Source organism: Marinobacter sp. LV10MA510-1 (assembly GCF_002563885.1).
Lineage (GTDB): Bacteria > Pseudomonadota > Gammaproteobacteria > Pseudomonadales > Oleiphilaceae > Marinobacter.
Genome location: NZ_PDJA01000001.1, coordinates 2361098 through 2381948, shown reverse-complemented (window position 1 = coordinate 2381948; position 20851 = coordinate 2361098). Strand labels below are relative to the sequence as shown.

The window sequence follows — 20851 nt, the reverse complement described above, 5'->3', positions numbered from 1 at the left end:
CTGTTTTTAGCTTAGGGCAACCCATGACCAAACCGTTCCAGTTTCAAGCCAGCAACGTCAGTATCGAAAAGCGTGAAATCGTGTTTCAGGGTTTTTTCCGCATGGACAAACTGTGGCTGAGCCATCCGTGTTTTGACGGCCGGACCATGCCCACCTTCACCCGTGAGCTGTTTGTTCGCGGCGACGCCACCTGCGTGCTGCCTTATGATCCGCAGCGCGATCAAGTCGTATTACTGGAGCAGTTTCGCCTGGGAGCAATCGGCCGCGACCAGTCGCCCTGGCTGCTGGAATTGGTGGCGGGCATGAACGAAGAGGGTGAAAACCCGGAAGACGTGGCCCACCGCGAAGCCGACGAAGAAGCCGGCCTGAGTTTTAAGCGCCTGGACCCGATCTGCAGTTATCTGGTGTCGCCCGGAGGCACCACCGAAATGATTTACCTGTATTATGGAGAAATCAGCAGTGCGAACGCTGGCGGTCTGTTTGGCCTTGAACACGAACACGAGGACATTCGCGCTCACGTGCTGGCTGCTGAAGACGCCATAGCGATGGTCAAGGACGGTCGTATCAACAATGCCGCCGCCATTATTGCTTTGCAATGGTTGGAGCTGAATCGCCCGCGCCTGCGGGAAGGTATGAATCGATGAATCAGTGGACCATAAAACCCAAACGCTACGTGCCAGACCTGCGGCAGCTGGGCGCTTTAGGTGATGGTAATTATCAAAGGCTGCATAAGCTGCGCCAGCTGGAAGCCGACGGCCAGCCCGTCGCAGAGTTTGAGCTTCACCGCGAACACCAGTATTTAGGCCGGGTGCGTATAGAAATTCTGCAAACCGCGCGCTTTACCGAAACCCTGCTGCTTGAACAGGTGCACAACGCCGGGCGCTGGCTGAACAATCCGAAAATGACCGTGCGGGTTTACCATGACGCCAATATGGCGGAAGTGATCAGCTGCTACCGTGACCGCCAGATTGCGCCGGTGAACGACTACCCCAATCGCTATATGCACCACCCCGACGAGAAAGTGCAGGTGAACAGTTTTTTGGCTGACTGGCTGGATTACTGCCTGCGTTTTGGCCACCTGCCAATGGAGTATGCGGTCTGGAGATCCTCTGTCCCGTGACGACTCAACTTTTATTCCAAGATCCGCCGCAGCAGCGACCGCTAAGAGTTCTGCAGCTGACAGACCCCCACCTGAAAGCCGACCGCGATGGTAAGTTGCTTGGCATGAACACTCGCGACAGTCTGGCCGCTGTGATTGATGACGTACTGAAACGTTGTGGTCAGCCAGATTTGGTGCTGGCCACCGGTGATTTGGCGCAGGATGGCAGCGTTGATGCCTACGAGGCGCTGGCGCAGGGGCTGGCGAGATTCGATTGCGACAGCCTGTGGATTCCGGGTAACCACGACAATACCGAGCGGCTGTGGCCGGTTGCCCGGCGCTACCGTGCCGAACGCAAACACCTGAAGCAGGGCGGCTGGCAGATTCTGATGCTGGACTCATCGGTACCGCGTAAGGTGCACGGCGAGTTAACCCGGCAAGAGCTGGAATGGCTAGACGCAACTCTGATAGCTAATCCCCGGTTGCCGGCGTTGATAGCTCTGCATCATCATCCGGTGGATATAACCGCCAACTGGATGGCCGATATTGGCCTTCACAATCGTGACGCTTTTTGGGCGATTATTAATCGCCATCCACAGGTTAGGGTGGTTACCTGGGGCCATATTCATCAGGAAGTGGACCGGCAGGAAAACGGCGTGCGTCTGTTAGGCACGCCGTCAACCTGTATTCAGTTTACCGCGGGCGCCCGTGAGTTTTCGGTTGAAGAGCGGGCGCCGGGGTATCGATGGCTCGAGTTGGGCAGCGCCGGTGCGTTCACCACCAAGGTGCACCGGGCGCTGGATTTCAAGGTAGTGCTGGATCGCGACAGCGGGGGCTACTAGGCTAATACCTACTAGACCCCTGCCTACTCAACCCGGCTCAAGCGGCTTGCTCTGCCAGTTTCTGGCGCAGCTCCTTGGCGGCGTCCACCATGGCCCGCAGCGCTGGCTGCACTTCTTCCCAGCGGCGGGTTTTCAGGCCGCAATCCGGGTTTACCCACAACCGCTGCGCCGGAATACGTTCTGCTGCCTTGTTCATCAAGCCGGTAATCTGATCCATCTGCGGAATGTTCGGGGAGTGAATGTCGTAAACACCCGGGCCTATATCGTTAGGGTAATCAAAGTTCTTGAAGGCGTTCAGCAATTCCATGTCGGAACGGGATGTTTCAATGGTAATCACGTCGGCGTCCATGCGGGCGATGGCAGCGATAATGTCATTGAACTCCGAATAGCACATATGGGTGTGAATCTGGGTTTGATCACTCACACCGTTAGCGGTTATGCGGAACGCGTCTACCGCCCACTGAAGATAGCTGTCCCAATCGGTCTGGCGTAATGGCAAGCCTTCGCGCAGCGCGGCTTCGTCAATCTGGATGATTTTCACACCAGCTGCCTCCAAGTCCTGCACTTCCTCGCGAATCGCCAGCGCCAGCTGCAAACAGGTGTCGCGGCGGGGTTGATCGTCGCGCACAAAGGACCAGTTCAGAATGGTGACCGGGCCGGTCAGCATGCCTTTAAGCGGTTTGCTGGTGAGCGACTGGGCGTAGTTTATCCAGTCTACCGTCATCGCTTTTGGCCGCGAGATATCACCGAACAGAATCGGTGGCTTCACACAGCGGGAACCGTAAGACTGCACCCAGCCGAAGCGACTGAACACATAGCCGTCTAGCTGTTCGCCAAAATACTCCACCATGTCGTTACGTTCGGCTTCACCGTGCACCAGTACATCCAGTCCCAATTCTTCCTGCTGACGGACACAGTGGGCGATTTCCTCGCGAATGCGCTCCTGGTAAGCGGCGACATCCAGCTCACCCTTGCGAAATTGCAGTCGGGTTTGGCGAATCTCAGTGGTTTGCGGAAAAGATCCGATGGTGGTGGTTGGAAAGGCCGGCAGATTCAAGAGCTGCTGTTGCAGGGCAATGCGCTTGCCAAACAGGCTCTTGCGCTGGCCCAGTTCGGGCGTGATCGCCGCCACCGATGCGGCTACTTTTGGATTGTGCACCCGCGGTGACTGGCGACGGCTGGCCCGCGCTTGAGCGTTGGCGGAAAGCTCTGCGGCAACGGTGTCGCGGCCGTGGGTTAAGGCGCGGGCCAGCAGGTTCAGTTCTTCTAGTTTCTGTTGGGCGAAGGCCAGCCAGTTGCGTACTTCAGCATCCAGCTCGGTTTCCTGTGCCAGGTCCACCGGCACGTGCAGCAGTGAACAGGACGGCGCCAGCCATAGCCGATCGCCCAGTTTTTGTTGTATTGGCTCCAGCCAGTCCAGTGTTGCGGTCAGGTCGGTTTTCCAGATATTGCGACCGCTGATGATTCCTAAAGACAGAACCTTGTGGCTGGGCAGCCAGTCAACCAGGCGTTGAACTTCCGCCGGTGCACTAACGGCGTCCAGATGCAGGCCTGCTACAGGCAGCTCGCAGGCCAGCTGCAGATTTTCCCGCAGTTCACCAAAGTAAGTGGTTAGCAGCAGCTTTACCGGTGCGGATTTGAGCTGGTGGTAGGCGAGAGTGATAGCATGGCGCCAGTCGCTGTCCAGTTCGGTGACCAGCGCCGGCTCGTCAATCTGCACCCAGCTGGCGCCATTGTCCGCCAGGGTTTGCAGCAGTTGGCCGTACACCGGCAGCAGTTTGTCCAGCAGGGCCAGGCGGTCGCTGTCGTCTTTGCTCTTGCCAAGTAATAGATAAGACACCGGGCCAAGAATAACCGGTTTTGCGGCAACGCCTTGGGCACGAGCTTCTGTCAGTTGCGCTACCAGGCGATCGGCGTTCAGACTAAATTCCGTGTCGGCGTGAAACTCCGGCACGATGTAGTGGTAGTTGGTGTCGAACCACTTGGTCATTTCGCCCGCATGAATGTTACAGCAAGCACTGTCGCTGGCGGAGCGGCCGCGGGCCACGCGGAAATAATGGTCCAGCTCGGTGCCGTCGGTGGCGCTAGCGCGCTCGGGCAGGTTGCCCAGGGTAGCGCTCATGTCCAGAACCTGGTCGTATAGAGAAAAGTCCCCCACCGGCACCCAATCTAGCCCCTGCGCTTTTTGTTGCTGCCAGTGTTTGGCGCGTAAATTGGCTGCGGTAGACTGCAGTTCGCCAGCGTCAATTTTGCCCTGCCAGAAAGCTTCCTGGGCAAATTTCAGTTCGCGGCGGGCGCCGATGCGGGGAAAGCCCAGGTTGTGGGTAATGGCCATGTTCATCTCCGGAATAAAGTGTGTGTTTTGATTGCTGTTGGTTATGAGCAACCACATTACCCCCGAGTAGTTATGAAAAATAATGGTATTATTTCACATATCCATGAATTCTATTCACGTTAGGCTGAGCTATGATTGGGCATATCTGTGATTGAACGTAACCATCTGGAAGTTCTGCGGGCGGTAAACGCGGGCGGCTCCTTGACCGCCGCTGCCGAACGCCTGCACCTGACCCAGTCGGCGCTGAGCCATTCCATCCGTAAACTGGAGCAGCAGCTCGGCACGCCTTTATGGTTGCGCGAGGGCCGGCAACTGCAGCTGACCCAGGCCGGCAAATACCTGCTGGCTCTGGCGAACCGTTTGCTGCCGCAATTCGAACACGCTGAACTGCAAATCGATCAGCTCGCCCGCGGCCAGGCTGGCACTCTGCGCATTGGTATGGAGTGCCATCCCTGTTATCAATGGCTGTTAAAAGTAGTGGGGCCTTACCTGGGGCACTGGCCCACGGTTGACGTAGACGTAAAACAGAAATTTCAGTTTGGCGGTATTGGTGCGCTGTTTGACCATGATATTGACTTGTTGGTAACGCCAGACCCGTTGCATCGGCCGGGCCTGGTGTTTGAAGCGGTGTTTGATTACGAGCAGGTGCTGGTGGTGCACAGTGGCCATCGATTAGCACACAACGATTGGATCAGCGCGCAGGATCTGGAACCAGAAATTCTGATCACCTACCCGGTGGCGGTGGAACGCCTGGACGTATACACCCACCTGCTACTGCCGGCCAACATTCGCCCGGCGCGGCACAAAACCATCGAAACCACCGACATTATGTTGCAAATGGTCGCCGCCGGCCGCGGTGTAGCGGCGCTGCCACGTTGGCTGGTGCAGGAGTACCAGCAACGTATGGCTATTGTGCCGGTGCAACTGGGCGAAACGGGCATTGGTAAACAGATCTTTCTGGGCTGTCGCGAGCGCGACCGCAATGTGGATTACCTCAGCGCGTTTCTGAAGCTGGCCACAGAGGTTCGCCGAAACGACATCGCGCTAGACGCTGGATTGACGAATTAGCCAGACGAGACGTCGGTTATTCAGCTAAAATGCGGCCAATCTGTCACTACAAACTTTTTTTAACCTATCAGGATTCGACCGATGAGCGATGTTCCCTCTGATTTGAAATACCTTGAAACCCACCAGTGGGTGCGGGTAGATGAAAGCGGCCTGGCCACCGTGGGCATTACCGATTTCGCGCAACAGCAATTGGGCGATGTGGTCTATATTGGCGTTCCGGAGCTGGGTACCACGGTGACCGGCGGTGAAGAAGCCGGCGTAGCGGAGTCGGTCAAATCCGCCTCAGACGTATTCAGCCCGGTGACCGGCGAAGTGGTCGAAATTAATGAACGGTTGGAAGACGAGCCGGAAAAAGTGAACGAAGACCCTTACGGCGAAGGCTGGCTGTTTCGGGTGAAAATGACCGACGACGGCGAACTTGATGGCCTGATGGATGCAGACACTTACAGCGACCTGGTCGCAGCGGAGTAACACTCTTTTATGAATTTTCCGGTTTTATACCTTCGCAAGGGCGCAGAGCGCCGTCTGCGGGCAGGCCATTTATGGGTCTACAGCAATGAAGTGGATATCAAACGCTCGCCGCTGACCGGCTTTGAGGCCGGTGTTCAGGCAGAGCTGCGCGCATCGAACGACAAGCCTTTGGGCACCGTGTTTGTGAACCCCCATGCGCTGATTTGTGGCCGGCTGATTAGCCGTGACCCAACCCATGGTATGACACCACAACGCCTGACCCAACGCATGGAAGTGGCGCTGGAACTGCGCCAGCGTCTGTTTAACAAGCCGTTTTACCGCTGGGTGTTTGGTGACAGCGATGGCTTGTCCGGGCTGGTGATTGACCGCTTCGGCGACACCGTGGTGGTGCAAATTTCCAGCGCCGGTATGGAGCAGATGAAAGACTCCATCGTACGGGCAATACAAAGGCTGACCCAGGCCAGCTCTATTGTGCTGAAGAACGACGGCAAAATGCGCAAAGTGGAGGGCCTGGAAAGCTATGTGGAACAGGCCCACGGCAACGCCCCTGACATGCTTCAGCTGGAAGAGAACGGCGTGAAATTTGAAGTGCCGCTGGCTGGCGGGCAAAAAACTGGCTGGTTTTACGACCATCGCATGAACCGCGCGCGGTTGCAGGCCTACGCGCCGGGCAAGCGGGTGTTGGATGTATTCAGTTACGTCGGCGGTTGGGGCATACAGGCCGCCAGTGCCGGTGCCACCAGCGTAACCTGCATAGACAGTTCAGCGTCAGCCATTGAATCGGTGCACCACAACGCCCGCCTGAACGGACTGACCAACGTTGACACCATTGAAGGCGACGCCTTTGACGCGTTAAAAACATTGGCGGATGAAAAGCAGAAATTCGACATTGTGGTGCTAGACCCGCCTGCACTGATACCCCGCCGCCGCGACCAGAAAGCCGGTGAACAGGCCTATGCCCGCTTGAATCAGCTGGGTTTGCGCCTGCTGGAACGGGACGGCTTACTGGTATCGGCGTCTTGCTCCATGCACTTGTCCCAGGAAAAGCTGGTGGACATCATTCGCGGCAGCGGCCGCAAAATTGACCGCTTTGTGCAGCTGCTGGAGCAGGGCCATCAGGCGCCAGATCACCCGATTATTCCGGGCATTGCGGAAACCGATTACATCAAATCCTGTTTTGTGCGTTCGCTAACCGGGTTTTTATAGGCCCGGCTGTCAGTATCAGCGGGACAGACTTCAAGTCTGTCCCCGAGCCTTAATCCCGCAGCGACATAACGGGCCAACCGCGCTCGCGGGCCATGGCTTCCAGGCGCGAATCCGGATCGACCACCACCGGATTTGCAACCTGCTCCAGCAGCGGCGCATCGTTGATGGAATCGCTGTAAAACCAGGCACCGTCCAAAGTCTCATCGTTTTCACTCAGCCACTGCTTCAGGCGCGTTACCTTTCCACCCTGAAAACTGGGCGTGCCCGACACCTCGCCGGTTATGCGGCCGTTCACCACTTCCGGGTTGGTGGCAATCAAGTGCTCAATGCCCAAAAGATCGGCGATTGGCCTGGTAATAAAATGATTGGTGGCGGTAATAATCATCAGTGTGTGGCCCTGGCTGCGGTGGTGTTGCAGCAGCTCGGCAGCCTTGGTTTGCAGCATTGGCTGCACGTGGTTGGCCATAAAACGCTCGCGCATGGCGTGCAATTCGTCCATTGAAAACTGCGCCAGGGGTTCCAGCACAAAACGCTGATAGCGAAATACGTCCAGCTCGCCGTTCAGGTAATCCTGATAAAACCGGTCATTGGTTTTGCGGTGCGCATCGGCGTCTACAATGCCTTGCGCCGCCAGAAAAACGCCCCAGGCGTGGTCGCTGTCGCCGTTCAGCAAGGTGTTATCCAGATCGAATATGGCCAGAGTCATCATTTTGCCTCGGTGATTAAAGTGTCTGAAAGCCGGCACTTACCGGCATCTTGACGTGTGCGGCAGTTTATCATGACCGCACGCAAACAGCCGTGATTGCCGATTTCTTGAGATTCTGCAAGAATGAGAGCAACTTGGAAAAATCTGACCGTCGCATCTTGCCGCGGTTAACCGACTCTTAAAGAGGTACTGTACCGTGATTGACTCCGACGGTTTCAGACCCAACGTCGGAATCATTCTGGCCAACCACAAAGGGCAAGTGTTGTGGGCGAGGCGCATAGGCCAAAACTCCTGGCAGTTCCCGCAAGGCGGAATTCATCAGGATGAAACACCGGAACAGGCATTGTACCGGGAGCTTGGGGAGGAAGTCGGGCTGTGCGCCCGCGATGTGGAAATTATCAGTTGTACGCGGGGCTGGTTACGATACCGCTTGCCGCGGCGGATGGTTCGCCACAATTCGCACCCGTTGTGCGTAGGTCAAAAACAGAAATGGTTCCTGCTGAGGATGCTTTCGCCAGACGCGCAGGTATGCGTAGACGGTACCGATTCACCGGAATTCGACGGCTGGCAGTGGGTAAGCTACTGGTATCCGTTAGGGCAGGTGATTTCATTCAAAAAAGAAGTCTACCGACGTGCGCTGCGCGAGCTGGCGCCGCGCCTGTTCCATGACATGGAGCAGGCGCGACGTGCCGAGCACAACCGGCGCTCGAAGGAACAATCATGACGACGGGCTAATCCCAACATGCTGAGTACATTGCGAACGATCGTCCAGGAAGTAAACAGCGCCCGCGACCTGCAGGAGGCGCTGAGCATTATTGTTTCGCGTGTGCAAAAAGCCATGAACACCGAAGTGTGTTCGGTGTATCTGCTAGACCCTGCCACCAACCGCTACGTACTGATGGCCACCGAAGGGCTCTACCGCAAAGCCGTGGGCAAGGTAAGCCTGGGTTACTCCGAGGGTCTTATAGGCCTTGTGGGCTCGCGGGAAGAGCCTATTAATCTGGAAGATGCGCCGTCCCATCCCCGTTACCGTTACTTTCCTGAAACCGGCGAAGAACGCTTCCGCTCATTTCTGGGTGTGCCCATTATTCACCATCGCCGCCTGATGGGTGTTCTGGTGGTGCAGCAGCGTGAGAGTTCCCGCAGTTTTAATGAAGGCGAAGAAGCCTTTATGGTGACCATTTCGGCTCAGCTCAGCGGGGTCATCGCCCACAGTGAAGCCACCGGCGCCATTGGCGGTTTGTCGCTCACCGGCGAAGAAGCCCATGACATCGGTTTTGACGGCGTGCCCGGTGCCCCCGGCGTGGCCATTGGCACCGGTGTAACCGTATACCCGGCGGCAGACCTTGACCTGGTGCCAGAAAAAACCACGGATGATATCGAGCACGAACTGGACCTGTTCCAGTGCGCGGTAAACGCCGTGCGCGAAGACATCGAACGGGTGGCCGCAAGACTGGCCTCGCAGCTGAGGCCGCAGGAACAGGCGTTGTTTGATGTGTACCTGCGCATGCTCAGCGATGAAGCCCTGCCGGACGAAGTTAACGGTAAAATTCGCGAAGGCAACTGGGCCCAGGGCTCGCTGAAACAGGTTGTACAGCAGTACGTGCGCAATTTCGAGATGATGGATGACCATTATCTGCAGGAGCGGGCGGTAGACGTGCGCGACCTGGGCCGGCGTTTGTTGTCACACCTGCAGGAAGGCGAGCAAGCCGGTCTGGAATACCCCGAACGCACCGTATTGGTGAGCGAAGAAATTACCCCCGCCATGCTGGGTGAGGTGCCCAAGGGTCAGTTGGTGGGCCTGGTATCGGTGAAAGGCTCCAGCAACTCCCACGTGGCTATTCTGGCCCGCGCCATGGGCATACCCACGGTCATGGGGCTGGTAGACATACCGATTAACCAGCTTGACGGCAAAGAGTTGGTGGTTGACGGCTTTGAAGGCCAGATATTTGCCTCGCCGTCTGCCGACCTGCGTGCTTATTACGAGCTTATCTGCAAAGAAGAGAACGAACTGATTCGTGGCCTGGAAGCCCTGCGTGACCTGCCTTGCGAAACCACGGATCATCACCGGGTATCAATGCTGGTAAACACTGGCTTGATGACTGATGTGTTGCGTTCGCTGACCCACGGCGCCGAAGGTATTGGCCTGTACCGCACCGAAGTGCCGTTCATGATGAAAGACAGGTTCCCTTCGGAACAGGAACAGCGCGAATACTACCGGGAGCAGCTGGAAGCCTTTGCGCCAAATCCTGTGACCATGCGCACTCTGGATGTCGGCGGCGACAAATACCTGCCGTATTTCCCGATTCACGAGGAAAACCCCTTTCTGGGTTGGCGTGGTATACGGGTAACCCTGGACCACCCGGAGATTTTCCAGGTGCAGGTGCGGGCCATGATGAAGGCCAGTGAAGGCCTGAACAATTTGCAGATTATGCTGCCGATGATCAGCAATATTTCCGAAGTGGAAGAGTCCCTGCACCTGATTTACCGCGTATATCACGAAGTGCGTGAAGACGGTTACAGCATCCATATGCCAAAAGTGGGTGTCATGATTGAAGTGCCGGCGGCGGTATACCAGATACGCGAACTGGCCGACCGGGTGGATTTCCTGTCGGTGGGTACCAACGATTTAACCCAGTATCTGCTGGCGGTAGACCGTAACAACCCCCGTGTGGCGTCGCTTTACCATTCTTACCACCCGGCTGTGCTGCAGGCGCTGGTGCGTATCGCCCAGGACGCCCACGCCGTGGGCAAACCGGTGGGCGTATGCGGCGAGCTGGCGGGGGACCCGGGCGGCGCCGTATTACTGATGGCCATGGGCTACGATTCACTGTCGATGAACGCCGCCAGCTTGCCAAAAGTGAAATCGGTGATTCGCAGCGTCAGTCTTGAATGGGCGACAAACCTGTTAGAGGACATCCTGCTGTTGGATTCGCCCCATGTGATCAAAAGCTGTGTCGACCTGGCGCTGCGTAATGCCGGATTTGGCCGCTATATGCGGCCCGGAAAATCCACTGGCAAAACTTTGGCAGAGGTTGCCTCGGCATCCGCCTGAATAATTTGAGAAGGCCAAGCTATGAATAACGGCAAACTTACAAAAAAAAACCAGCCGGCAAACGCAAAGAACGGTAACAAACCCCGAATCGGTCTGGCGTTAGGCGGTGGCGGCCCGATTGGCGGCATTTATGAAATAGGTGCGCTGAGAGCGCTGGACGAAGCTCTGGAAGGGCTGGACTTCAACGATCTGGATGTTTACGTAGGCGTGAACTCGGGGTCGTTTGTGGCGGCTCATCTGGTAAACCAGGTAACCACGGCTCAGCTGTGTCGAATTTTTGTGCGCAACGAATCCGAATTGCACCCGTTTCATCCCGGTGTTTTTTACCGCCCGGCCTTCGCTGAAATGGGCCGCCGTTTACTGGCCATACCCGGGCTGATTACCACCGCGTTCACCCGCTTCTTTCACAATCCCTACGATCAGAGCCTGCTGGAAGCCTTAACCATTCTGGCCCAGGCCGCACCCGCGGGGCTGTTCAATAACGAAGGCCTGCATCATTACTTAAGGCGCGCGTTCACTATGCTGGGCCGCACCAACGATTTTCGCCAACTCAAGCACCAGCTGTTCATTGTGGCCGCCGATGTGGAGAGTTCGAAGTCGGTGTGTTTTGGTGCGCCGGGGTTTGACGCCGTGCCCATCTCCAAAGCCATTCAGGCCAGTACTGCTTCGGCTGGCATTTACGTACCGGTGGAAATAGACGGCCATTACTACGTCGATGGAACCCTGCGCAAAGGCCTTCACGCTTCGGTGGCGTTTGACCATCAGGCGGATCTGGTGCTGGCAATCAATCCCCAGGTACCGCTAGACGCCACTGCTGCCATGAAAGCCGGTACCTTGGCAGCCGGCGAGATGACCCGCTCTGGCATGCCCAATGTGCTGGCGCAAACCTACCGCACCATGGTGCATTCGCGCATGCAGTCCGGGATAGACCGTTACGCCCAAGACTATCCGGATAAAGACATTGTGCTGTTTGAGCCCAGCAGCGACGACGCCATTCTGTTTGGCGCCAATGTGTTCAGTTTCGAATCCCGGCGTTTGCTGTGCGAACACGCCTATCAGGCTACTCGACGGAATTTGCGCCTTCGTGCTGCAGAACTGGAGCCCAAATTGGCGAAATACGGCATTGCCCTGCGTCACGACTATCTGAATGACGCAGATCGCACGGTCAGCACCAGTCTGTTTGGCGAGCCACCACAGGCCACGTTAAAGGCAAAAACGCAGACACAAAAAAGCCGGCTGGCGGCCGGCTTGCAAAGCGTTAACGGGCAAACAGAAAAGGCCCGGTCTTGATAGCGCGCGACCAGAAAGCATTCTTGCCCTGGTCGCGGCTTTAGCTATCGCCCGCTACAGAATGTAGCGGCTTAAATCCTCGTCTTCCGCCAATTTGCCAAGTTTCTCCTCGACGTACTCGGCGGTCACTTCGAACTCTTCCGTGATCTTGTCGCCGGCATCGAATGACAGGCTTTCCAGCAGTCTTTCCAACATGGTGTGCAAACGCCGCGCGCCGATATTTTCGGTGTTCTCGTTCACTTTCCACGCCACTTCGGCCAAGCGCGTAATGGCGTCGTCGGTAAAGCTGAGCTTCAGGCCTTCGGCGCCCATCAAGGCTTCGTACTGCTGCACCAGCGAGGCATCCGGCTCAGTCAGAATGCGCTTGAAATCGTTTGGCGTCAGCGGATGCAGTTCTACCCGAATCGGCAGGCGGCCCTGCAGCTCTGGAATCAGGTCTGACGGCTTGGTCATGTGGAAGGCGCCAGAAGCAATAAAAAGGATGTGATCGGTGCGAATAGCGCCGTATTTGGTGGTGACAGTGCTGCCTTCAATCAGCGGCAGAAGGTCACGCTGAACGCCCTCGCGGGACACATCCGCGGAGTTGTTGTCAGAGCGTTTGGCCACTTTGTCGATTTCATCCAAAAACACGATGCCGTTTTGTTCAACAGCCTGTACCGCTTTTTGTTTGATATCTTCTTCGTTCACCAGTTTGGCGGCTTCTTCATCCTTCACCCGACGAAGGGCATCAGCCACTCGCATTTTGCGGGTTTTTCGCTTGTCTTGGGACATGTTGGCAAACATGCTTTGCAGCTGGTTGGTCATTTCTTCCATACCCGGCGGTGCCATGATTTCAACGCCGGCGCTGCTGTTGCGCAGATCAATCTCGATTTCTTTGTCGTCCAGCTCGCCTTCCCGCAGTTTTTTACGGAACATCTGGCGGGTAGTCGACTCTTCCTTCGGCTTGCTGTCGTTGTTGACATCCCGCGCCGGTGGCAACAGGGCGTCTAGAATGCGATCTTCCGCGGCGTCCAGAGCGCTGTTTTCGTGGCGCTTCATTTCCTGCTCACGGAGCATTTTCACCGCCATGTCAGCCAAGTCGCGAATGATGGAATCTACATCGCGACCGACATAACCCACTTCGGTGAATTTGGTGGCTTCCACTTTCAGAAAGGGTGCGTCGGCCAGTTTGGCCAGGCGCCGGGCAATTTCGGTTTTACCGACACCGGTGGGGCCAATCATCAGAATGTTTTTGGGGCTGATTTCTTCACGCAGCTCTTCGTTGAGCTGCATCCGGCGCCAGCGATTGCGCAGGGCAATCGCTACCGCGCGCTTGGCTTCCTGCTGGCCAACAATGTGTTTGTCCAGTTCGAGGACAATTTCTCTGGGAGTCAGTGCAGACATGATCGCTCCGGCTTAATCGTTGGCAGAAAGCACTTCAATGGTGCGGTTCTGGTTGGTGTAAATACAGATGTCAGCCGCTATGATCAGGCCTTTTTCGGTAATTTCGCGGGCACTCATGTTGGTGTTCTCTAGCAGCGCGCGGGCGGATGCCTGGGCGAAAGGGCCGCCGGAGCCAATGGCAATCAGGCCCATTTCTGGCTCTATAACATCACCGTTGCCGGTAATGATGAGTGAGGCAGTTTTATCGGCCACCGCCAGCAGGGCCTCAAGTTTTCGTAACGCCCGGTCTGATCGCCAGTCTTTGGCCAGCTCCACCGCGGCGCGGGTCAGGTTGCCGTTGTGTTTTTCCAGCTGCGCTTCGAAGCGCTCGAACAGGGTGAACGCATCGGCGGTACCCCCGGCAAAGCCCGCCAGCACCTGGCCGTTGTACAAACGGCGCACTTTGCGGGCGTTGCCCTTCATCACGGTGTTGCCAAGGGACACCTGGCCGTCACCGCCCATGGTGACTTCGTCGTCGCGGCGTACGGAAAGTATGGTGGTCATGTGGGCTCCAGTTGCCTGATCGAATGTGTTAGCGCAGTTATGGAGGCAGCGCCGCGATTTTCAAGGCAGAACGTTCAGCGCTCAGTGTTAGATTTACGCATCAGGAGCAAAAGAGACTAACCCTTTTTGGGGATTTTCCGCACCAACGGCTGAATGCTGATAGACACCAACTTGTCCACAGCAGCGTTCATGTGACTGCGGGATGTAAACGGGCCTACATTCACCCGATACCACACATTGCCGTCTTCCAGATCGATTTTTTGCACCGCTGCGCGCAAACCCTGGAAAGCAATTTCGGCGCGCTGGCGCTCGGCATCTTCGGCCTTGCGGAACGAGCCGGACTGCAGCATGTAATCCACTTGCGGGCGGCCCGGTCCGGGCGTGTATTCGTCTACCGTAGACGGCATCACCTCGGTTTCCGGTAGCATTTCGTAAAAGTGAAAATTGGGTTTGGTAGCTTCCGGTTTTGCCAGCGCCGGTGCTTTGGCCGGTGCGGGCTGAACCGTGGGTGTGGCGCTTTTAGCGGGTGCGTCACTGCCGGGTAAGCTGTTCAAGTACACAATGAAGCCGATAAAACCGCCCACTGCCGCCAGTGCCAATACCGATTTCATCGACAGGCTTCCGTGTTGAGCCCGGGCCGGAGCCGCCGCTTTCGGCGCTCGGGTGAGGGCAGGCCGGGCCGGCTTGCCCGGCTTTTGACGAGGCGTAGTGGCCTGGTTAGGTGACGATTTGCGGGCGTAGTCTCGCGGCATTTTTTTGATTACATCTCTTCCGGAGCGCTAACGCCCAGCAGGCCCAGGCCATTTTCGATCACCTGGCGTACGGCCAGGTACAAGCTGATGCGGGCATCGCGCAGGGCGGTGTCTTCAATCAGCACCTTATGGGCGTTGTAATAGCTGTGGAACAGGCCGGCCAATTCTCGCAGGTACTGGCTCAGCGTGTGGGGCTCGCGCTGGGCAGCGGCGCTGGCGACCAGCTCTGGATATTTTGCCAGCTGGTTGGCCAGCTCTTTTTCTTCATCCAGCGTCAGCAGAGTCAGGTCGCCTACGCATTCGTGACGGCCACGCTGCACGCCTTCGGTCGCCAGTTTGCGCAACACGCTGCAAATACGGGCGTGAGCATACTGGATGTAATACACCGGGTTTTCGTTGGTTTGCGAGCGCGCAAGATCAATGTCAAAAGTCAGCTGGGAATCCACTCGCCGTGCGGCCAGAAAGAAACGGGTGGCGTCGCGGCCTACTTCTTCAATCAGGTCGCTAAGGGTGACATAGCTGCCCGCGCGCTTGGAGATTTTCACCTCTTCACCGCCGCGGATCACCATCACCATCTGGTGCAGCACATAATCGGGCCAGCCTTTTGGAATACCGACATTCAACGCCTGCAAACCGGCGCGAACGCGGGTAACGGTTGAATGGTGGTCGGCACCCTGTTCATTAATAACCGTGCTAAAACCGCGCTGCCACTTGTCCAGATGATAGGCAACATCCGGCAGGAAGTAGGTGTAGCCGCCGTCAGTTTTGCGCATAACCCGGTCTTTATCGTCGCCAAATTCGGTGGTTTTCAGCCACAGGGCGCCGCCGTCTTCATAGGTGTAGCCGTTTTCCTGCAGGCGCTTTACAGTGGCTTCAACCTTGCCGTCGTTGTACAGCGACGATTCGAGAAAATACACGTCGAATTCGACGCCAAAGGCCTTCAGATCAGAATCTTGCTCGCGGCGCAGATAGGCCACGGCAAAATTCGTGATGGCTTCAAGGTTGTCCGGCTCGGCCTGGCCGGTCACTGAGCGGTCGTCTGCCGTAATCGTCTTTCCGGCTAGATAGGCCTCGGCCACGTCGGTAATATAGTCGCCGCGGTAGCCATTTTCGGGCCAGCTTTCGTGATCCGGTGTCAGGCCTTTTACCCGGGCCTGAACGGACAGCCCCAGGTTGTTGATCTGGGCGCCCGCGTCGTTGTAATAAAACTCGCGGGTAACCTGGTAGCCGTTCGCATCCAGCAGCCGACAAATGCAGTCACCGATTGCAGCACCACGGCCGTGGCCCACGTGCAAAGGGCCGGTGGGGTTGGCGGAAACAAACTCTACCTGGACTTTTTCGCCCTTGCCGCTGTGGTTGCAGCCAAAGTTTTCAGCCTGTTCTAGAACCGTATTCACAACGCCAAAGGCGCTGGCCGTACTCATGAAAAAGTTGATAAAACCCGGCCCGGCAATCTCTACTTTGTCGACCGCTGCACTGGCCGGCAAGTTGGCTACCAGCGCCTCCGCCAGTTTGCGCGGCGCACAGCCCGCAGATTTGGCCGCCACCAGCGCAATGTTACACGCGTAATCGCCGTGGGATTTGTCTTTTGTGTTGCCAATCTGTGGCGCAAAGCTTTGATCTGCCGGCAAAACGCCTTCAGATTGCAGCGCCGCCAGGGCAGATTGAAGCAGGTCGGAAACGGTCTCTTTCATGCTGAAAAATAGCTCGGCTGTACGGAAGTGGAAATGGGGCAGGGCGCCCACGGGAGTAGAAGCGCTCCATTATCGCGGAAACTGGTTTTGTAAGCAAAAGCCAGGCGGAATGGTAGAGCGTGACAGAAGACACTAGCCTGTCTCCTGCGGGTCTACGTCGATCATCCAGCGGCTGCCGGAGGGTTGTTTTTGTTGATCCAGATGCTGGCAAACGTCGGCGAGGGTTTTGTTCAGGCGCTTGCGGTTATCAGCGTTTAACACCAGCTGGGCGCGGTAGCGGTCGGCGCGACGGGCAATCAACGCTGGCAGTGGGCCCCAGATTTCCAGGCCCGGTGCCTGGGCAAGGGGTTTTATGGTGTCCAGTATCTGCAAACTTTTTTCCATGGTGTCGGCTTCGGCGCGGAAGATGGCCATGGCACGGTAGGGCGGCAGCTGGCCGCCTTCGCGCTCGGCCAAAAGCTGTTCGGCCATATCCCCGTAGCGGCCCGTGCAAAGTGTTCTTAGCAGTGGGTGGTCGCTATGGCAGGTCTGCACCAGCACGGTGCCGGGCTTGTCGCCTCGACCCGCACGGCCGCTGACCTGCAGCAGGGTTTGTAGAAGCTGTTCCGGGGCGCGGAAGTCTACGCTGAACAGGCCGCCGTCGGCGTTCACCACAACCACCAATGTGACATTGGCAAAATCGTGGCCTTTGGCCAGCATTTGAGTGCCCACCAAGATGCAAGGCTCGCCGGTGTTTACGGTTTTCAGAATGGCTTGGATACTGCCTTTACGTTGGGTGCTGTCGCGGTCAACCCGCACCACCGGGGTGTCAGGGAAGTCGGTGGTTAGTATGTCTTCGCTACGCTCGGTGCCCTGACCCACAGGCTTGAACGCATCACTTTGGCACTTCGGGCACTGGGTTGTTGCGGCGGCCTGAAAGTCGCAGTGGTGGCAACGCATGGCGTTATCGCGGCGGTGATAAGTCAGGCGGGTATCGCAGCGAGGGCACTCCACCATGTGGCCGCAGTCAAAACACATCATGACCGGCGCGAAGCCGCGGCGGTTCACATACACCAATACCTGCTCGCCGTTGTCCAGAACCTGTTTGATAGCGTTAAGGGCGGGGCGCGACAGGCCGCCTTCTAAAGGCCGGCTGCGAATGTCCAGCAGTTTTATATGCGGTGGCCTGGCGTTGCCGGCCCGCTCCTCCAGTGTGGCCAAGGTGTATTTGCCCTGCTGCGCGTTGTACCAGGATTCCAGCGAGGGCGTGGCCGAGCCGAGTATCACCGGGCATTTGTTCAGGTGGGCGCGGTATACCGCAAGGTCTCGCGCCGAATAACGAAAGCCTTCGCCCTGCTTGTAGGAGCTGTCATGCTCTTCATCCACAATCAGCGTGCGCAAACCGGTAAAGGGCAGCAAAACCGCCGAGCGGGTGCCGATAAGTATGACCGGTTCGCCGTGGCGTATTTTCAGCCAGGTGTCCAGGCGTTCGCTGTCGTTCAGTGCCGAATGCCACACCACAATCCGCTGGCCAAAATAGCGCTGGAAGCGGGCCACGGTTTGCGGTGTCAGGTTTATTTCCGGCACCAGCACCAGGGCCTGATCTTGTTCACCCAAATGTTGTTTTAGGTAGTGCAGGTAGATTTCCGTTTTGCCGCTGCCGGTGATGCCGTATAGAAGGCAGGCGTTAAAGCCCTGAGCCGGGTCTGGGAGCTGCGCGGCGGTATCTGTTTGTGCCGGTGATAAGGTGGGCGCCGCAAAGCTCTCTGTTGAGGCTGTTGCCAGCACAGGTTCGGCGGCTTCAATCAGCTGCTTTTGTTCCAGGGTCTTCAACTGGCTGCGATTAAAGCCGGCACTTAGAATGGCGCTTGTTGCCGCGCCCTGGGAATATTGCAAGAGCCAGGCTAGCAAGGCTTTTTGACGGTGGGCCTGGGGTGGCAGCTCCGCACCGCTGCTGCGGGCTTGCCACCAGGCTTCGGTTTTGCGCAATGCTGGCCGGCCGCGCCTGAGGGCTGGCGGCAAAGCCGTAAACAGGCATTCACCCAAGGGGTGCTGGTAATAGTCGCTGGCCCAACTTAGCAGCCGCAGTGTTTCCCTTGGCAGCGCAGGCCAGTCTTCCATAGCGCTTCGAACCGGCTTTAGCGTAACCCCGGGCGGCGGGGTTACGCCAACCGCAGTTACCAGACCGGTTATCTGCTGGCGGCCAAAGGGAACCTGAACCCGCTGGCCGGGCTGAAGGCTTAGGCCGGCGCCAAGGGTATAGTCAAACAGCCGCCGCAGCGGGCGGTTCATGGCGATGCGTACAACCCTGGTCACGGGTTTTGCGCATCTGAATGGAAGTTGTGCCTGGCAGGCGCTGCAATGGCTATTGGTGTCACGGTATGTTCGTATCCTTGTGCAGGCGCCATTTGCGGCGGCCTGCGCCGGTGGGCATTGGAATTCAGGAGTGTGGCGCTTGCCTGGGTGGCAGTTTGCACGTAATATTCGCGCTCTGTTGGGCAGGGCCGATTGTGCCCCGTCTCTCTTATTGATTCAAATATGCGGTGCCTGGCATACGGAACACTCTCCGGAACATTCTTCGGAACAGCCGTAATCGTGACCAGGTGGCGGCATAACCTGACGAGGTTCGCCATGAAAGAAGGTATCCACCCTAAGTACGAAAACATCACCGCTACCTGTTCTTGCGGTAATGTGATCCATACCCGTTCTACCGTTGGACGTGACCTGCAGTTAGACGTGTGTTCACAGTGTCACCCGTTCTATACCGGCAAGCAGAAAGTTATGGATACCGGCGGCCGTATTGACCGTTTCCAGAAGCGTTTCGGTGGTCGTATTGTTGGCAAGAAAGAAGATTAATGCCAGCGAATTGCGAAAAAGCGCCTTTGGGCGCTTTTTTTTGTCCTAAGAAAATGACGGAGCTGGCATCTGTGGTCGAACATACGCAATAAGACGTATTGACGCTTCACCGGGTGATAGGATTGCCCTTGTCGTTTTCTGCGGCGCGGGCCATAATGCTGCCCCCGCTATAAGTACATCGGTAGTTCAGTACACTGAAAGTTCAGTATACCGAAAGTTCAGTACGGCGGCTTTACACCCTTAAACGTGACAAACGGAATAGTGGCAATGTCTCAAGATCTGAAAGAAGCAGCCCTTGAATATCACGCCAAGCCGCGGCCTGGCAAGCTGAGTGTAGAAATCAGCAAGCCTACGAAAACAGCCCGCGATCTGGCATTGGCTTACAGCCCCGGGGTAGCCGAGCCGGTCCGCGAGATCGCCCGTGATCCGGAAAATGCCTATAAATACACCATGAAAGGCAATCTGGTGGCGGTCATTACTGACGGCACCGCGATTTTGGGTCTGGGTAATCTTGGCCCATTGGCCAGCAAGCCGGTAATGGAAGGTAAAGGCCTTCTTTTCAAGCGCTTTGCCGGTATCGATGTATTTGATATTGAAGTCAATTCTGAAAGCCCTCAGGCTTTTATTGAAACCGTTGAACGCATTGCCGATACCTTTGGAGGCATCAACCTCGAAGATATCAAAGCGCCCGAGTGTTTTGAAATCGAGCGGGCGCTGATTGAAAAGTGCAGCATACCTGTATTCCACGACGATCAGCACGGTACCGCCATTGTAACGGCCGCCGGCATGCTCAACGCGCTGGAACTGCAGGGCAAGAAAATCGAAGAAGCCACCATTGTGTGCCTGGGTGCCGGCGCTGCCGCCATTGCCTGCATGAAGCTGTTGATCAGCTGTGGTGCGCGTTCCGAGAATATCTTTATGCTGGACCGCAAGGGTGTGATCCACTCTGGCCGCGACGATTTGAACCAGTACAAGGCGATGTTCGCCAACGACACTGACAAGCGTACTCTGGACGACGCCATCGACGGCGCCGATGTGTTTGTGGGTTTGTCTGGCCCGGACTTGCTGAGCGGTGAACAGCTCAAGAAGATGGCACCTAACCCGGTTGTATTCGCCTGTTCAAATCCGGATCCGGAAATTGACCCGGCGATTGCTAACGCAGTGCGCGATGATCTGATCTTGGCTACTGGCCGCTCAGATTACCCTAACCAGGTGAACAACGTGCTGGGCTTCCCCTTCATTTTCCGTGGCGCTCTGGATGTTCGTGCGACAGTGATTAACGAAGAGATGAAGATTGCTGCGGTAAACGCTATCCGCGAATTGGCCAAAGAGCCTGTGCCGCAGGACATCTGTGAAGCTTACGGCGCTGACAGCTTCGAGTTCGGCAGGAATTACATTATTCCAAAGCCGATGGACGTGCGTTTGCTGGAAATGGTTCCGGCCGCTGTTGCCCGTGCAGCAGTTGACAGCGGTGTAGCTCGTAACCCGTACCCGGCGCATTACCCGCTTAAATCCATGGACGATATTATTTAATCGGCCAGGCGTTAAGCGAATAAAAAACCGGCGGTGCCC

At 56.8% G+C, this 20851-nt stretch carries 18 protein-coding genes; 11 read left to right on the top strand and 7 right to left on the bottom strand.

What is annotated here, in order from left to right:
- The first annotated feature begins 23 nt into the window (after positions 1-23).
- The 3 genes from ATI45_RS11375 to cpdA are packed head-to-tail and all read left to right on the top strand — an operon-like array spanning position 24 to position 1941.
- Positions 24-644 (top strand): NUDIX domain-containing protein, encoded by a 621-nt coding sequence (locus tag ATI45_RS11375; protein ID WP_098419601.1) that lies wholly within the window; start codon positions 24-26, stop codon positions 642-644.
- Complete coding sequence (locus ATI45_RS11370) at positions 641-1120, top strand: DUF1249 domain-containing protein (RefSeq protein WP_098419600.1); 480 nt, start codon at positions 641-643, stop codon at positions 1118-1120. Before ATI45_RS11375 ends, ATI45_RS11370 begins: the two co-directional genes overlap by 4 nt.
- Positions 1117-1941 carry a 3',5'-cyclic-AMP phosphodiesterase gene (cpdA, locus tag ATI45_RS11365; RefSeq protein WP_098419599.1) on the top strand — a complete coding sequence of 275 codons (825 nt, stop codon included), beginning with the start codon at positions 1117-1119 and terminating at the stop codon, positions 1939-1941. Before ATI45_RS11370 ends, cpdA begins: the two co-directional genes overlap by 4 nt.
- Before the next feature lie 37 nt (positions 1942-1978).
- Here the strand turns inward: cpdA and metE are convergent, their stop codons facing one another.
- On the bottom strand, positions 1979-4276 hold the full coding sequence (metE, locus tag ATI45_RS11360) for a 5-methyltetrahydropteroyltriglutamate--homocysteine S-methyltransferase (protein ID WP_098419598.1): 2298 nt from the start codon (positions 4274-4276) through the stop codon (positions 1979-1981).
- 147 nt (positions 4277-4423) lie between these two features.
- Between metE and ATI45_RS11355 the strand changes: the two genes are divergently transcribed.
- The 3 genes from ATI45_RS11355 (at position 4424) to ATI45_RS11345 (ending at position 7021) form a co-directional block, all read left to right on the top strand.
- Positions 4424-5344 (top strand): LysR family transcriptional regulator, encoded by a 921-nt coding sequence (locus tag ATI45_RS11355; protein WP_098421728.1) that lies wholly within the window; start codon positions 4424-4426, stop codon positions 5342-5344.
- Between the two features lie 81 nt (positions 5345-5425).
- Positions 5426-5815: a glycine cleavage system protein GcvH gene (gene gcvH / locus ATI45_RS11350; RefSeq protein WP_098419597.1), complete on the top strand. Its 390-nt coding sequence runs from the start codon at positions 5426-5428 to the stop codon at positions 5813-5815.
- A gap of 9 nt (positions 5816-5824) precedes the next feature.
- Positions 5825-7021 carry a class I SAM-dependent rRNA methyltransferase gene (locus tag ATI45_RS11345; RefSeq protein WP_098419596.1) on the top strand — a complete coding sequence of 399 codons (1197 nt, stop codon included), beginning with the start codon at positions 5825-5827 and terminating at the stop codon, positions 7019-7021.
- 49 nt (positions 7022-7070) lie between these two features.
- Here the strand turns inward: ATI45_RS11345 and ATI45_RS11340 are convergent, their stop codons facing one another.
- Positions 7071-7727: an HAD family hydrolase gene (locus ATI45_RS11340; protein ID WP_098419595.1), complete on the bottom strand. Its 657-nt coding sequence runs from the start codon at positions 7725-7727 to the stop codon at positions 7071-7073.
- Between the two features lie 196 nt (positions 7728-7923).
- Between ATI45_RS11340 and ATI45_RS11335 the strand changes: the two genes are divergently transcribed.
- From ATI45_RS11335 to ATI45_RS11325, 3 genes are read left to right on the top strand one after another with little or no spacing between them, the layout of a single operon-like run.
- The gene (locus ATI45_RS11335; protein ID WP_098419594.1) at positions 7924-8451 is read left to right on the top strand and encodes an RNA pyrophosphohydrolase; all 528 of its coding nucleotides are present in this window, start codon (positions 7924-7926) and stop codon (positions 8449-8451) included.
- An 18-nt stretch (positions 8452-8469) separates the two neighbouring features.
- Positions 8470-10782, top strand: a complete 2313-nt coding sequence (gene ptsP, locus ATI45_RS11330) for a phosphoenolpyruvate--protein phosphotransferase (RefSeq protein ID WP_098419593.1) — start codon at positions 8470-8472, stop codon at positions 10780-10782.
- Between the two features lie 21 nt (positions 10783-10803).
- Positions 10804-12072, top strand: coding sequence for a patatin-like phospholipase family protein (locus ATI45_RS11325; RefSeq protein ID WP_098419592.1), 1269 nt, complete (start codon positions 10804-10806; stop codon positions 12070-12072).
- A gap of 54 nt (positions 12073-12126) precedes the next feature.
- Here ATI45_RS11325 and hslU read toward each other — a convergent pair whose 3' ends face one another.
- From hslU to ATI45_RS11300, 5 genes are all read right to left on the bottom strand, one after another.
- On the bottom strand, positions 12127-13455 hold the full coding sequence (gene hslU / locus ATI45_RS11320) for an ATP-dependent protease ATPase subunit HslU (protein ID WP_098419591.1): 1329 nt from the start codon (positions 13453-13455) through the stop codon (positions 12127-12129).
- Between the two features lie 12 nt (positions 13456-13467).
- On the bottom strand, positions 13468-13998 hold the full coding sequence (gene hslV / locus ATI45_RS11315) for an ATP-dependent protease subunit HslV (RefSeq protein ID WP_098419590.1): 531 nt from the start codon (positions 13996-13998) through the stop codon (positions 13468-13470).
- A gap of 116 nt (positions 13999-14114) precedes the next feature.
- Entirely contained in the window at positions 14115-14750 is a 636-nt protein-coding gene (locus ATI45_RS11310; RefSeq protein ID WP_098419589.1) for an SPOR domain-containing protein, read from the bottom strand.
- Between the two features lie 8 nt (positions 14751-14758).
- The gene (gene argS / locus ATI45_RS11305; protein ID WP_098421727.1) at positions 14759-16444 is read right to left on the bottom strand and encodes an arginine--tRNA ligase; all 1686 of its coding nucleotides are present in this window, start codon (positions 16442-16444) and stop codon (positions 14759-14761) included.
- Positions 16445-16576: 132 nt separating this feature from the next.
- The gene (locus ATI45_RS11300) at positions 16577-18739 is read right to left on the bottom strand and encodes a primosomal protein N' (protein WP_098419588.1); all 2163 of its coding nucleotides are present in this window, start codon (positions 18737-18739) and stop codon (positions 16577-16579) included.
- 315 nt (positions 18740-19054) lie between these two features.
- Between ATI45_RS11300 and rpmE the strand changes: the two genes are divergently transcribed.
- Complete coding sequence (gene rpmE, locus ATI45_RS11295; protein WP_098419587.1) at positions 19055-19279, top strand: 50S ribosomal protein L31; 225 nt, start codon at positions 19055-19057, stop codon at positions 19277-19279.
- Positions 19280-19546: 267 nt separating this feature from the next.
- A complete protein-coding gene (locus ATI45_RS11290) occupies positions 19547-20812 on the top strand; it encodes a malic enzyme-like NAD(P)-binding protein (protein WP_098419586.1) in 1266 nt (421 codons plus the stop codon).
- Positions 20813-20851: the final 39 nt, after the last annotated feature.